14 protein-coding genes are annotated in these 13,086 nt (G+C 55.1%); 8 read left to right on the top strand and 6 right to left on the bottom strand.

The window, feature by feature from the left end:
• Positions 1 to 101: 101 nt before the first annotated feature.
• Positions 102 to 1,010: a LysR family transcriptional regulator gene (locus tag IAI47_RS11315; RefSeq protein WP_008926151.1), complete on the top strand. Its 909-nt coding sequence runs from the start codon at positions 102 to 104 to the stop codon at positions 1,008 to 1,010.
• Positions 1,011 to 1,257: 247 nt separating this feature from the next.
• Here the strand turns inward: IAI47_RS11315 and ychF are convergent, their stop codons facing one another.
• Both ychF and pth read right to left on the bottom strand, forming a co-directional pair.
• Positions 1,258 to 2,349, bottom strand: coding sequence for a redox-regulated ATPase YchF (ychF, locus tag IAI47_RS11310; RefSeq protein WP_003850816.1), 1,092 nt, complete (start codon positions 2,347 to 2,349; stop codon positions 1,258 to 1,260).
• 108 nt (positions 2,350 to 2,457) lie between these two features.
• Positions 2,458 to 3,045: an aminoacyl-tRNA hydrolase gene (gene pth / locus IAI47_RS11305; protein ID WP_003850818.1), complete on the bottom strand. Its 588-nt coding sequence runs from the start codon at positions 3,043 to 3,045 to the stop codon at positions 2,458 to 2,460.
• A 255-nt stretch (positions 3,046 to 3,300) separates the two neighbouring features.
• On the opposite strand from pth, the gene ychH reads away from it, so the two are divergent.
• Positions 3,301 to 3,576 carry a stress-induced protein YchH gene (gene ychH, locus IAI47_RS11300; RefSeq protein WP_008926152.1) on the top strand — a complete coding sequence of 92 codons (276 nt, stop codon included), beginning with the start codon at positions 3,301 to 3,303 and terminating at the stop codon, positions 3,574 to 3,576.
• Here ychH and IAI47_RS11295 read toward each other — a convergent pair.
• The 4 genes from IAI47_RS11295 to lolB all read right to left on the bottom strand — a co-directional run bounded on the left by IAI47_RS11295 (position 3,573) and on the right by lolB (position 7,500).
• The gene (locus IAI47_RS11295) at positions 3,573 to 4,724 is read right to left on the bottom strand and encodes a GGDEF domain-containing protein (RefSeq protein WP_003850823.1); all 1,152 of its coding nucleotides are present in this window, start codon (positions 4,722 to 4,724) and stop codon (positions 3,573 to 3,575) included. The genes ychH and IAI47_RS11295 overlap by 4 nt on opposite strands.
• A gap of 214 nt (positions 4,725 to 4,938) precedes the next feature.
• On the bottom strand, positions 4,939 to 5,886 hold the full coding sequence (gene prs / locus IAI47_RS11290) for a ribose-phosphate diphosphokinase (RefSeq protein ID WP_003850825.1): 948 nt from the start codon (positions 5,884 to 5,886) through the stop codon (positions 4,939 to 4,941).
• A 136-nt stretch (positions 5,887 to 6,022) separates the two neighbouring features.
• On the bottom strand, positions 6,023 to 6,880 hold the full coding sequence (gene ispE / locus IAI47_RS11285; protein WP_008926154.1) for a 4-(cytidine 5'-diphospho)-2-C-methyl-D-erythritol kinase: 858 nt from the start codon (positions 6,878 to 6,880) through the stop codon (positions 6,023 to 6,025).
• Positions 6,877 to 7,500, bottom strand: a complete 624-nt coding sequence (gene lolB / locus IAI47_RS11280; RefSeq protein WP_008926155.1) for a lipoprotein insertase outer membrane protein LolB — start codon at positions 7,498 to 7,500, stop codon at positions 6,877 to 6,879. Before lolB ends, ispE begins: the two co-directional genes overlap by 4 nt.
• 216 nt (positions 7,501 to 7,716) lie before the next feature.
• On the opposite strand from lolB, the gene hemA reads away from it, so the two are divergent.
• The 6 genes from hemA to kdsA are packed head-to-tail and all read left to right on the top strand — an operon-like array spanning position 7,717 to position 13,038.
• Positions 7,717 to 8,973, top strand: a complete 1,257-nt coding sequence (gene hemA / locus IAI47_RS11275) for a glutamyl-tRNA reductase (protein ID WP_003850831.1) — start codon at positions 7,717 to 7,719, stop codon at positions 8,971 to 8,973.
• A 42-nt stretch (positions 8,974 to 9,015) separates the two neighbouring features.
• Positions 9,016 to 10,098, top strand: coding sequence for a peptide chain release factor 1 (gene prfA, locus IAI47_RS11270; RefSeq protein ID WP_003850832.1), 1,083 nt, complete (start codon positions 9,016 to 9,018; stop codon positions 10,096 to 10,098).
• Entirely contained in the window at positions 10,098 to 10,928 is an 831-nt protein-coding gene (gene prmC / locus IAI47_RS11265) for a peptide chain release factor N(5)-glutamine methyltransferase (protein ID WP_003850834.1), read from the top strand. The genes prfA and prmC overlap by 1 nt, the downstream gene beginning before the upstream one ends.
• 26 nt (positions 10,929 to 10,954) lie before the next feature.
• Complete coding sequence (locus tag IAI47_RS11260; protein ID WP_003850837.1) at positions 10,955 to 11,347, top strand: SirB2 family protein; 393 nt, start codon at positions 10,955 to 10,957, stop codon at positions 11,345 to 11,347.
• 1 nt (position 11,348) lies between these two features.
• Positions 11,349 to 12,158, top strand: coding sequence for an invasion regulator SirB1 (gene sirB1 / locus IAI47_RS11255; RefSeq protein WP_003850839.1), 810 nt, complete (start codon positions 11,349 to 11,351; stop codon positions 12,156 to 12,158).
• A gap of 25 nt (positions 12,159 to 12,183) precedes the next feature.
• Positions 12,184 to 13,038, top strand: coding sequence for a 3-deoxy-8-phosphooctulonate synthase (gene kdsA / locus IAI47_RS11250; RefSeq protein WP_008926157.1), 855 nt, complete (start codon positions 12,184 to 12,186; stop codon positions 13,036 to 13,038).
• The last annotated feature ends 48 nt before the right edge of the window (positions 13,039 to 13,086 follow it).

The raw sequence follows: 13,086 nt of genomic DNA, 5'->3' as shown, positions 1-13,086 counted from the left end.
GGTACAGTTTTTGCTGCAGGATAATGATTGCTCTCACTCTCCGCCGGTACAGCTGGTTGAAGAGGCCTCCGTGTCCGGTATTCCATCCAGGGTAAATCATCATGCGGCTCCGCCATATAGAAGTCTTTCAGGCCATCGTACAGACCGGCAGCATCAGCGCAGCGGCGCGCCTGCTGAATGTGTCGCAGCCGAATATCAGCCGTGTGCTGAATCACGCTGAACAGCAGCTGGGATTTGCGCTGTTTGAGCGACGGCTACAGGGAATGAGTGTGACGGCAGAAGGGCGACGTCTGCTGCCTGAAATAGAGGATCTCTGCCAGCGCCTGCAATCCATTACCCAGCTCACCGAACAGCTAAGGCGTGGCGAAGGGCAACTCGTTCGCGTTGGCGCCGCTCACGCGTTTGGTCAGATGGTGATGGCTCCCGCGCTGGTCACCTGGCGGCAACAGATGGCCTCGGTCAGTGTGGAACTGGTCACCGAGCACTTCAGTACCTTATGCCAGATGATTCTGGAGAATCAGCTCGATTTTGCGCTGGTTTTTGGTCAGCAGGTCGATGCGGATCTCCTGGCCGAGCCTCTGTTTCAGTCCTCCATGGTGGCGCTGCTACCGCTCAATCATCACTGGCATGAACCCGTTACGCTGGAGTGGTTGTGCAACAATAATTTACTGATGATGCAGGCTCAGGATCCGCTTGGACGCGTACTTCACCGTGCGCTGCGCGATAAGAAACTGAACCCCGCTGTGTCATTGTCGATTAAAACCTATTCGGTCATTGCAGATATGGTGCTGGCAGGCGGCGGCACGGGCGTCGTGGATCTTTTCACCGCCTGCCGCTATGCCGAACAGTTAAAGCTGCTGCCCATAGCACAACCTCTGCCGTTTGAAGTGATGCTGATCAGCCGCCGTGACCAGCCGCAGTCGCAGTCCACTCTGCAACTTAAGCAGGTCATCCGTAACAGGCTGTGGGAGATCGCCCGGCAGTGTGAGGCGCAGTTTATCCGTGGCTGAACAGGTGCCGTTTCAGGTGAAGAGAAGGGGAAGAGGGTGCGCTCAGGTAGCTTTAGATTCTTTTGGCGGGTTTTGCAGAAGAAGGAGAGGCGCTAAAGCAGTAAACTTTTAGGTCATGATTCCAGCGTTGCGGGAATCTGCTGACAGACACTACTGTGAGAGCGTTAAAAAGAAAAACCCACGCTATTGCGTAGGTTTTAGCGAGTCTGTCAGGTTTTATGGGGTTGCTAAAACCGCATGAAAAAAATCAGACGTTGAACAGGAAGTTCATCACATCGCCATCTTTCACGATGTACTCTTTACCTTCTGAACGCATCTTGCCGGCTTCTTTCGCACCTTGCTCGCCTTTATAGGCGATAAAGTCTTCAAACGCGATGGTCTGGGCGCGGATAAAACCTTTCTCAAAGTCGGTATGGATTTTACCGGCTGCCTGTGGGGCTGTTGCGCCAACCGGGATGGTCCATGCACGCACTTCTTTCACGCCAGCGGTGAAGTAGGTCTGCAGGTTCAGCAGCGAGTAACCGGCGCGGATCACGCGGTTCAGGCCCGGCTCTTCCAGTCCCAGTTCGGCCATGAACTCGTCACGGTCTTCATCTTCCAGCTCAGCAATGTCAGACTCAACAGCGGCACACACAGGCACCACCACAGAACCTTCTGCTTCGGCGATAGCGCGCACCTGATCCAGGTACGGGTTGTTCTCGAAACCATCTTCATTGACGTTAGCAATGTACATGGTGGGTTTCAGGGTCAGGAAGCTCAGATAGCGGATGGCCGCTTTGTCGTCTGCATCCAGATCCAGTGAACGCAGCATGCCTGCTTCAGAAAGATGCGGCAGGCATTTTTCCAGTGCAGCCAGCTCGGCTTTGGCATCTTTGTCGCCGCCTTTGGCTTTCTTCTGCACACGCTGAATCGCACGTTCACAGGTCTCAAGATCGGACAGGGCCAGTTCGGTGTTGATCACATCAATATCTTCAGCCGGGTTCACTTTACCCGCCACGTGGATGATGTTGTCGTTTTCAAAGCAGCGCACCACGTGGCCGATCGCTTCGGTTTCGCGGATGTTGGTCAGGAACTGGTTGCCCAGGCCTTCACCTTTTGACGCGCCTTTCACCAGGCCCGCGATATCGACGAATTCCATGGTAGTCGGCACCACGCGCTGTGGCTTAACAATCTCAGAAAGCTGGTCGAGACGCAGGTCAGGCATTGGCACCACACCGGTGTTTGGCTCAATGGTGCAGAAAGGGAAGTTAGCCGCTTCGATGCCCGCTTTGGTCAGCGCGTTGAACAGAGTGGATTTACCGACGTTCGGCAGGCCCACGATACCGCATTTGAATCCCATGGTTTGATACCCTTTATAACTGGATGGACAGTGCGTCAGGCGACGGACTGTCGGAGACGAATAGAAAAATTTCGCGCATTATACACGGAATCACGACGATTCGGGCGTTTAAGCAGGCTTGAAGGCGTGCAGCCGATTCATCGCCTTGATGCGATCCTCTTTCAGCCACAGTTCGGTGCAGCGCACCGCTTCATCAATGGCATCATCAATCAGCTTCTGCTCACTGGCAGGCGGCTTGCCCAGTACAAATCCGGTTACCTTATTACGATCGCCGGGATGCCCGATGCCGATGCGGAGCCGATGAAAATTGTTGTTGTTGCCCAGTTTGCTGATGATGTCTTTCAGACCGTTGTGACCGCCATGCCCGCCGCCTTGTTTAAACTTGGCTACGCCGGGTGGCAGATCAAGTTCATCGTGTGCCACCAGAATCTCTTCCGGCGCGATGCGATAAAAGGTCGCCATCGCCGCAACCGCTTTACCGCTCAGGTTCATAAAGGTGGTCGGCACCAGCAGGCGCACATCCTCTCCGGCGATCATCAGGCGGGCGGTGTAGCCATAGAATTTGCCTTCCTCTTTCAGTGACTGATTGTGGCGCTCAGCCAGTAAATCCAGATACCAGGCACCCGCATTGTGGCGCGTGGCGGCATATTCAGCGCCCGGATTGGCAAGGCCCACAATCAGTTTAATGCTGCTCACAATGATTATCCTGCTGTTATTGCGAAAGGGCGTTAGTTTACTTCGCCACAGCCAGGATGACAAAGCACAAGCGCCGAAATGGTTCAGTGAAGTGATTAATCATTTTCTATCTAAATCAACAGGCTGGACTCAGGGCCAGGGAATGCTTTATGACTGATGTGTGATCCAGTCCGCAACGTAATCTTTACCCATTGCCTAAACTTATGGCACTTAACATTGTGTGCGGTCATTTTCTCATAAGGATGGGGGTGCAGCATGAAATACCAACACTGCCGTGTAGCAGGTAACAGCTTGATGGTACTGGGATTAGTGACAATGGTGCTGGGCGTCGGCTTCTCAATTATTAATCAGCTCCCCTCACTTGATCTGCCACAACTTCTGGCTCAGGGGGCGATTTTAGGCATCTTTATTGGTGCGCTGCTATGGCTGGTGGGCGCCGGTCTGAGTGGTCGTGAAAAGGTAGAAGATCGTTATTACTGGCTGCGTCACTATGACAAACGCTGCCGCAGATCGCACAACTCACATCATTAAGTGAGTGCAGCCGGGACCGGATGCTGCGCAGTGCAGTTCCGGCCACTGGCTTTCGCGTGATAAAGCGCCGCATCTGCCAGTGCCAGTAAATCCTCAAAGCCCTGATGCGGTTGGGTCAGCGTTGCGAATCCAATGCTGACTGAATAGGTAATCTCATTGGGCTGTGACTTACAAACCGCCAGTCGTGTCGCTTCACACCAGGCTTCCGTCTCCTTTGCTCCGGCCGGGATTATCGCCGCAAACTCCTCTCCACCCAGCCTTGCAAAGCGCCCGTCAGCAGGCATCAGCTCTCTGACAATGCCGCAAAAGTGGATCAAAATCTGGTCACCCTGCTGATGCCCATACCGATCATTAATGCTCTTGAAGTGATCAAGATCGAACAGGATTGCACTATAAGGCCGGTTCTGACGGCGGCAATGCGCCACAATTTTTTCTGCTTCGTTAAATAAAGCACGGCGATTCCAGGCGCTGGTCAGCGGATCGTGCAGGGAAGTGTGTTTCAACACGCTCTGCATCCGCTCATTCACCATGGCCAGAATGGTAAATGTCAGGCCAATGACAAACAGAATGGACTCCAGAATCACGTAAACCGAGAAGTCCGATCCGCCAATGGCACCATGCCTGGTACTGGCAATGGCGCTATCCAGAAAAATGCGCGCCAGATGAAACAGCAGGTGAATCCACAGCAGCAACTGTGCAGGCCAGAAAGTCGATTTTAGCGAGTCACGAGCCAGCCAGACCAGTTGAATAAATGCTGCGGTATAGGCCATACAGGCGATACACAGCACAAATACTCGCCTGGGCAAGCTGTAATAGAAGGCCGGAAAGCAGCAGAGGAGTGCCCAGAGCAGCGCGCCCAGCAGCCAGTGGGTACCGATGGGTTTGCCACTCAAGCGCCGCAACGCATTTAACAATCCGCCATAAGCCAGCATCACTAAAACATTGCCCACCGCAATCGGCAGAAAATGCAGACCACTGCTGCGCAGGCTACTTAAGAACACGGAAATCAGGGTAAATATCAGCGACAGGCAGGTGAAGCCCAGAACGCGGTCATACTGCGATCCAATCCAGGCAAAGACCATGATGATGCTCAGAAACCCCAGTACATAAAGCTCGCAAATAAATAAGGTATAGATATCGAGGTTCATGAGGGCCGGGTTCTTATTAAAATTGCGTTGCAAATTACCACTTAACGGCATCGGGCAGAAGCGGGGAACGCAGCGTTTTACTAAAAGAGTGAGTGGCGTTGAAAATAGGGGATAGTGGGGAAATTTATCGCGGAAAAATCAGAAAAAGAAGTGCGTTAGTCGGGCGACTGGCTGGCTTAAAAAAACCGGGCACAGGGCCCGGTTCCGCGAAGAATTAATGCTCGAACATCGCCGAGATCGATTCTTCGTTACTGATGCGGCGAATCGCTTCGGCCAGCATGCCAGATAAAGTCAGCGTGCGCACATTCGGCAGTGACTTAATCTCGTCAGACAGTGGGATGGTATCGCAGACGATCACCTGGTCCAGAACGGATTTACGCAGGTTTTCAACCGCATTGCCGGAGAAGATCGGGTGCGTCGCGTAAGCAAACACGCGTTTAGCACCACGCTCTTTCAGCGCTTCAGCCGCTTTGCACAGCGTGCCGCCGGTGTCGATCATGTCGTCGACCAGCACACAGTCGCGGCCAGCAACGTCACCAATAATGTGCATCACCTGAGAAACGTTCGCGCGAGGGCGGCGTTTATCAATGATAGCCATATCGGTGTCGTTCAGCAGTTTAGCGATAGCACGGGCACGTACTACGCCACCAATATCGGGAGAAACAACAATCGGGTTTTCCAGACCGATCTGCATCATATCTTCCAGCAGGATCGGACTGCCAAATACGTTATCAACCGGGACGTCGAAGAAGCCCTGGATCTGCTCGGCGTGCAGGTCAACCGTCAGAACACGGTCAACACCGACGCTGGAAAGGAAGTCTGCCACTACTTTTGCGGTGATTGGCACACGCGCGGAACGCACGCGGCGATCCTGACGGGCATAACCAAAGTAGGGAATGACTGCGGTAATACGACCAGCAGAAGCACGACGCAGCGCGTCGACCATCACAACCAGTTCCATCAGATTATCGTTGGTGGGGGCACAGGTGGACTGGATGATGAAAATATCACCACCGCGTACATTTTCGTTAATCTGTACGCTCACTTCACCATCACTGAAACGTCCTACAGCGGCGTCTCCCAGGCTGGTGTAAAGGCGGTTGGCAATACGTTGTGCTAGTTCCGGGGTGGCGTTACCAGCAAATAGCTTCATATCAGGCACGAGAAGAACCTCAGGCTTTGCGTCCAGAGAATGAACGGCATGACAGTAACCGGCGCGTACAGTCATGTGCGTTCACACGGGTGTGTTGATGCGAAACGTGCAGTGTCTGGAACGTGGTGACACTGTCACGCAATCGCTAATCGCCTCGCAGGGTACGCTGTAGCGGCGAAACATTTACGCCCCGGGCTACAAATCCGCGCACCCCATTCGGGGCAAGCTCCAGCACCTGACGGGCAGCAGACTCAGTGTCGAATTCAGCAAACACACAAGCGCCCGTGCCAGTCAGGCGTGACGGCGCGTATTCTAGCAGCCAGGAAACAAGCTCATCAACCTTACGAAAACGTTTTCTTACCACTGCTTCACAATCATTGGTGAAGGGTGCAGCTAAAAGCGTCGATAAACTGCGCGATGGGGTATCACGCGTCAGTTCGGGGTCGTTGAATACCACTGGTGTGCTGATGTTCACGCCGGGATGAGCGACAAGATACCACTTTTCTTCCGGCTCTGCGGGCTGAAGTTGTTCACCCACTCCCTGCGCAAAAGCCGCGAAGCCGTGCACAAACACCGGCACATCCGCGCCCAGTTTCACGCCAATTGCTGCCAGCTCATCCGGTGTGAAGCCGGTTTGCCACAGATGATTCAGCGCCACCAGTACGGTAGCAGCATCCGATGAACCTCCACCGAGGCCGCCCCCCATGGGCAGATGCTTCTCAATGGCGATCTGTGCGCCAGCACGAGCAGGCAGGCAATGCTTATTCAGGGCTGCCTGTTTCAGCCTATTTGCGGCGCGCACAATCAGGTTATCTGCATCCGCGACGCCTGCCACCGGCGTTAACAGCTTAATGGAATCGCTGTCATCAACGGTAATCTGCAACTGGTCACCGTAATCCAGAAACTGAAACAGCGTCTGCAGGTTGTGATAGCCGTCGGGACGACGGCCAGTGATGTAGAGAAAAAGATTCAGTTTTGCCGGGGCAGGCCAGTGGGTGATCATTGAACGGTCCAGCCGTCCATACGCAGTTTAATTCGCTGATCACCCTCTTTCAGCTCCAGGCTGGACGGCAGCGGTGGGGTAACTTTGCTATCGTAACCCGCAATAGACACCTGCCAGTTCTGGCCGTCGCGGCTGTAGTTCAGGCTGCTTAGCTGATAGTTCTCGTTAAGCTGATAATCGGTGGCATCGCCAGGCAGACCCATCATCCACTGGCGCAGGTTTGCCAGCGGAATGTTCATGCCAGTAAGTTGCGAAATCATCTTCTGTGCATCATTGCTGACGTAACGCTTGCCTTTGTTATCGACGATCTGCACCACCGAGCCCTGTGCATCAAGCTGCAGTTCGGTACTGCCCAGTGGATTGGTCAGCAGCAGGCGATAGCGATCAGGCGCGGTCTGTTGCCAGTTGAAGCGGGCATAGACTTTCTGCTTGTCAGAGAGGTAGGCAAAGGCACCGCGGGTCTGATAGTGCGTAACCTTTGAGACCGCCTGCTGATGCTGTTGCCACTGTGGCGCGGTAACGCTGGGGCCCGGGCCTTGCGGTTTGTTGACGCTACAGGCCGCCAGCAGGACGCTGGCAAGGGGCAAAAGGCGCAACAGATTGCGTGGTGTATTAAGCATCAAGTGGTCATCTCCTCGGACACATGTATTTTTCGTAACGGATAACGCTAACCGTCCCGGTTTTAACCGTCAATGCTGTTATGCAGCAAATTGCGCACGATCGGGTTAATCTTATTACAGTCATAGCCTTTGTATGGCTTTTCTTGATCTGCCGCATCTTGTAGAATGCGCATCACAAAACCCTGACATTATTGGGACATCCCAACTAAAACCGCCATGACGCTGCTCGCTCTCGGAATCAATCACAAGACAGCCCCCATTGCTCTGCGCGAACGCGTCTCGTTCGGGCCGGAGACGCTTGAGCAGGCGTTAAACAGCCTGTTATCACAGCCCATGGTGCAGAGCGGCGTGGTGTTGTCCACCTGTAACCGGACTGAACTTTACCTGAGTGTAGAGCAACAGGCCGACTTACAGGCGCGTCTGGTGAGCTGGTTATGTAATTATCATCAGCTGGATGAAGAGGATGTACGCAACAGCCTCTACTGGCATCAGGATAACGAGGCGGTCAGCCATCTGATGCGCGTCGCCAGCGGACTCGACTCCCTGGTACTCGGTGAACCCCAGATCCTCGGTCAGGTAAAAAAAGCGTTTGCTGACTCCTCGCGCGGTCAGGCACTGAGCAGTGAACTGGAGCGCATGTTCCAGAAAACCTTCTCTGTGGCCAAACGCGTGCGCACAGAAACCGATATCGGTGCTAACGCGGTCTCGGTGGCGTTTGCCGCCTGTACGCTGGCCCGCCAGATCTTCGAATCTCTCTCTTCCGTCAATGTACTGCTGGTCGGCGCAGGCGAAACCATTGAGCTGGTGGCGCGTCATCTGCGTGAGCATCAGGTCAAAAATCTCATCATCGCCAACCGTACCCGCGAGCGCGCTGAAACGCTGGCGGCGGAAGTGGGTGCGGAAGTGATCACGCTGGCGGAGATCGATGCCCGTCTGGCTGAAGCCGACATCATTATTTCGTCAACCTCCAGTCCGTTACCGATTATCGGCAAGGGAATGATGGAGCGCGCCCTGAAAGCGCGCCGCAACAAACCGATGCTGCTGGTCGATATTGCGGTGCCGCGCGACGTAGAGCCGGAGGTGGGCGATCTGCCTAACGCTTATCTCTACAGCGTGGATGACCTGCAGGCGATCATCGAACAGAACCTGGCGCAGCGCAAAGCGGCCGCGGTTCAGGCCGAAAGCATCGTGGTTCAGGAAAGCAGCGAATTCATGGCGTGGCTGCGCTCACAGGGCGCGGTGAATACGATCCGTGAATATCGTTCTCAGGCGGATGAAATCCGCGCTGAGCTGGAAGGCCGTGCGCTGCAGGCGCTGCAGCAGGGTGCCGATCCGCAGAAAGTCATGCAGGAACTGGCGCACAAGCTGACCAACCGTTTAATACATGCTCCAACCAAATCACTTCAGCAGGCCGCCCGCGATGGCGATAATGAACGCCTGCAGATTTTACGCGACAGCCTGGGTCTCGATTAGGTACACCGCTGTCGCCACCTGTTACGGGAATCCCACATTTAAATGAAGACCTCTATAGTTGCCAAACTGGAAGCCCTGCAGGAGCGCCACGAAGAAGTGGAAGCGATGCTGGGCGATGCTGGCGTGATCGCCGATCAGGAGCGTTTCCGTGCGCTGTCACGCGAATATGCCCAACTGACCGATGTGACCCGTTGCTTCCGCGACTGGCAGCAGGTACAGGAAGATATCGAAACGGCGCAGCAGATGCTCGACGACCCTGAAATGCGTGATATGGCGCAGGAAGAGTTGCAGGAAGCGCGTGAGAAAAATGACGTGCTGGAGCAGCAGTTGCAGGTTCTGTTACTGCCGAAAGATCCCGATGATGAGCGCGCCTGCTTTATTGAAGTGCGCGCCGGCACCGGCGGCGACGAAGCCGCGATCTTCGCCGGCGATCTGTTCCGTATGTACAGCCGCTATGCCGAAGCGCGTCGCTGGCGCGTGGAGATCATCAGCGCCAACGAAGGCGAGCATGGCGGTTACAAAGAAGTCATTGCTCGCGTGACCGGCGACGGTGCCTATGGGCGCCTGAAGTTTGAGTCAGGCGGCCACCGTGTGCAGCGTGTACCGGAGACCGAATCTCAGGGCCGTATCCATACCTCAGCCTGTACCGTTGCCGTGATGCCGGAAATCCCGGAAGCGGAACTGCCGGAGATCAATGCCGGTGACCTGAAAATCGATACTTTCCGTTCTTCTGGTGCAGGCGGTCAGCACGTTAACACCACCGACTCCGCGATTCGTATTACCCACCTGCCCACCGGCATCGTGGTGGAGTGCCAGGACGAACGTTCACAGCATAAAAACAAAGCTAAAGCGCTGGCGGTGCTGGGTTCGCGTATTCACGCGGCAGAGATGGCCCGCCGTCACGCCGCTGAAGCCAGCACCCGCCGCAACCTGCTGGGCAGCGGCGATCGCTCTGACCGCAACCGTACCTATAACTTCCCGCAGGGCCGCGTGACCGATCACCGTATCAACCTGACGATCTACCGTCTGGATGAAGTGATGGAAGGCAAACTTGACAGCCTGATCGAGCCGATTGTGCAGGAATACCAGGCGGATCAGCTGGCGGCGCTGGCTGGTCAGGATTAATGGATTTTCGTCACTGGCTGAAACAGGCGGTTGCCACGCTATGTGGTGGTGACAGTCCGAAGCGTGACGCTGAGATCCTGTTGGGTTACGTGACCGGCAAGTCACGCAGCTGGTTAATTGCCTTTGATGAAACGGTGCTCAGCGATGAACAGCTGGCGCAGCTGAATAGCCTGCTGGCGCGTCGTGCCCGGGGTGAACCGGTGGCGCATCTGGTGGGAGAGCGCGAGTTCTGGTCGCTGCCCTTGCGCGTCACTGACGCCACGCTGATTCCGCGTCCGGATACCGAACTGCTGGTTGAACAGGCGCTGGCGCATCTGCCCGCGACACCTTCGACCATTCTGGATATGGGCACCGGCACCGGAGCGATTGCGCTGGCGCTGGCCAGCGAGCGGCCCGACTGTCAGGTGACCGGCGTGGATCGCATTCAGGCCGCCGTTGAGCTGGCAGGCAGTAATGCGCAGCAGCTCAGCCTCAGCAACACTCGCTTTCTGCTCAGTCACTGGTTCCAGGCTCTCACGCCGCAGCGCTTTAGTCTCATCGTCAGCAATCCGCCCTATATTGATGCCAGCGATAGTCATCTGGAGCAGGGTGACGTGCGTTTCGAACCGCGCAGCGCGCTGGTGGCCGATGAGGCGGGACTGGCGGATCTGCGCACGCTGATCGAGCAGGCACCTGCGTGGCTGCTACCCGGCGGCTGGCTGCTGCTGGAGCATGGCTGGCAGCAGGGCGAAGCGGTGGCTACGCTGATGCGGCAGAATGGCTATCACGCCGTTGAAACCGTCAACGATTACGGTGGCAATCCACGAGTCACCTTAGGTCAGTTCCCCTAATAAAAGCGCTTTAAAAAGGATTTATAATGGTCGCCTTTTATCCTCTGATTAAAAATCTGCACATCTTAACCGTCGTGCTGACCGTGACGCTGTTCCTGCTGCGGTTTTACTGGCTGCGCTGTGGTTCGGCAATGATGACGAAACGCTGGGTCCGCATTCTGCCGCACATTAATGACACGCTGTTACTGGTGACCGGCGTCTCGCTGGTGATGATTACTCACTTCTATCCCTTCACGCCGCAAGGAAGCTGGCTGACGGAGAAGCTTTTAGCGGTTATCATCTACATCGCCTTAGGATTTGTGGCATTGAGTCGCCGTCCACGCACTGATCGCACCCGCTGGATCGCTTTTCTGGTGGCGTTACTCGCCCTGGTGACCATCATTACGCTGGCGCTGACTAAAATGCCGTTATGGGGATAGTATGACCTCGACCGAACAATTAGATTTCAGCCAGACACCGCTGTGTGAAGCGGTGATTGGCGCTACGCTTGCCATCCGCGCCGATTTTCCGGCGTTGTCGGTGGAAGCGCAGCTTGCGGCGTTAGTCGCCGAAGCGCGTGACTATGTCAGCCACGCTGAAGATGCGGATATGCAGCTGGAAAAGCTGCTTGAGCTGTTTTATCGCCAGTGGGGATTTCGCGGCGCCAGCGGTGTCTACAAGCTTTCTGATGCGCTCTGGATCGACAATGTGCTGAAGACGCGTCAGGGCACGGCAGTGTCACTGGGCGTTATCCTGCTACATATTGCCGCCGAGCTGGAACTGCCGCTGATGCCGGTGATTTTCCCGACGCAGTTGATTCTGCGTGCGGACTGGATTGATGGCGACAAGTGGATGATCAATCCGTTCAATGGCGAAACCCTTGACCGGCACACGCTGGAAGTGTGGCTCAAAGGCAACATCAGCCCGACCGCGCGTCTGTATGATGATGACCTCGACGAAGCGAAGACCGTCACCGTGATGCGCAAAATGCTCGACACGCTGAAAGCGGCATTGATGGAAGAGCAGAAGATGGAACTGGCACTGAACGTCAGTCAGGTGCTGTTGCGTATCGATCCGGATGATCCCTATGAAATTCGCGACCGCGGTTTGATCTACGCGCAGCTGGAGTGCGAACATATCGCGCTGAATGATTTAACTTACTTCGTTGAGCAGTGTCCTGAAGACCCGGTCAGCGAAATGATCAAAGTTCAGATTCACGCAATCGAACAAAAACAGGTCACGCTGCACTAAGCGGACCCACTGAAAAGGAAAGGGCATGACACAGAAAGTCGTGAGTATTGGCGATATCAACGTCGCAAACGATCTGCCATTTGTACTGTTTGGCGGGATGAACGTGCTGGAGTCACGCGACCTGGCGATGCGCATCTGCGAACACTACGTCAACGTCACCACGAAACTCGGTATCCCTTACGTCTTTAAGGCGTCGTTTGATAAAGCGAACCGCTCCTCAATTCACTCTTATCGTGGCCCGGGCCTGGAAGAAGGGATGAAGATTTTCCAGGAGCTGAAGCAGGCTTTCGGCGTGAAGATCATCACCGATGTTCATGAAGCGTCACAGGCGCAGCCCGTGTCTGAAGTGGTGGATGTGATTCAGTTGCCAGCTTTCCTGGCGCGTCAGACTGATCTGGTAGAAGCGATGGCAAAAACCGGCGCAGTTATCAACGTTAAGAAGCCACAGTTTGTCAGCCCGGGTCAGATGGGCAACATCGTTGATAAGTTCGCTGAAGGTGGCAACGAGCAGGTTATCCTGTGCGATCGCGGCAGCAACTTTGGCTATGACAATCTGGTTGTCGATATGCTCGGCTTTAACGTGATGAAGAAAGTCACCAAAAACAGCCCGGTGATTTTCGATGTGACCCATGCGCTGCAGACGCGCGATCCGTTCGGTGCAGCATCAGGCGGTCGTCGTGCTCAGGTGGCTGAGCTGGCGCGTGCCGGTATGGCGGTCGGCATTGCCGGTCTGTTTATCGAAGCGCATCCGGATCCGGAACACGCCCTGTGTGATGGCCCATCCGCGTTGCCGCTGGATAAGCTGGAGCCATTCCTGGTGCAGATGAAAGCGATTGACGATCTGGTGAAAAGCTTCCCGGAACTCGATACCAGCAAATAAGTTTGCTGAAAAAAAAAGAGCGATTACTCGCTCTTTTTTTTCGTCTGA

It is taken from the genome of Pantoea sp. MT58 (genome assembly GCF_014495885.1).
In the GTDB taxonomy this organism is placed as follows: domain Bacteria; phylum Pseudomonadota; class Gammaproteobacteria; order Enterobacterales; family Enterobacteriaceae; genus Pantoea; species Pantoea eucalypti.
This window is presented reverse-complemented; position numbering and strand designations above follow the sequence as displayed.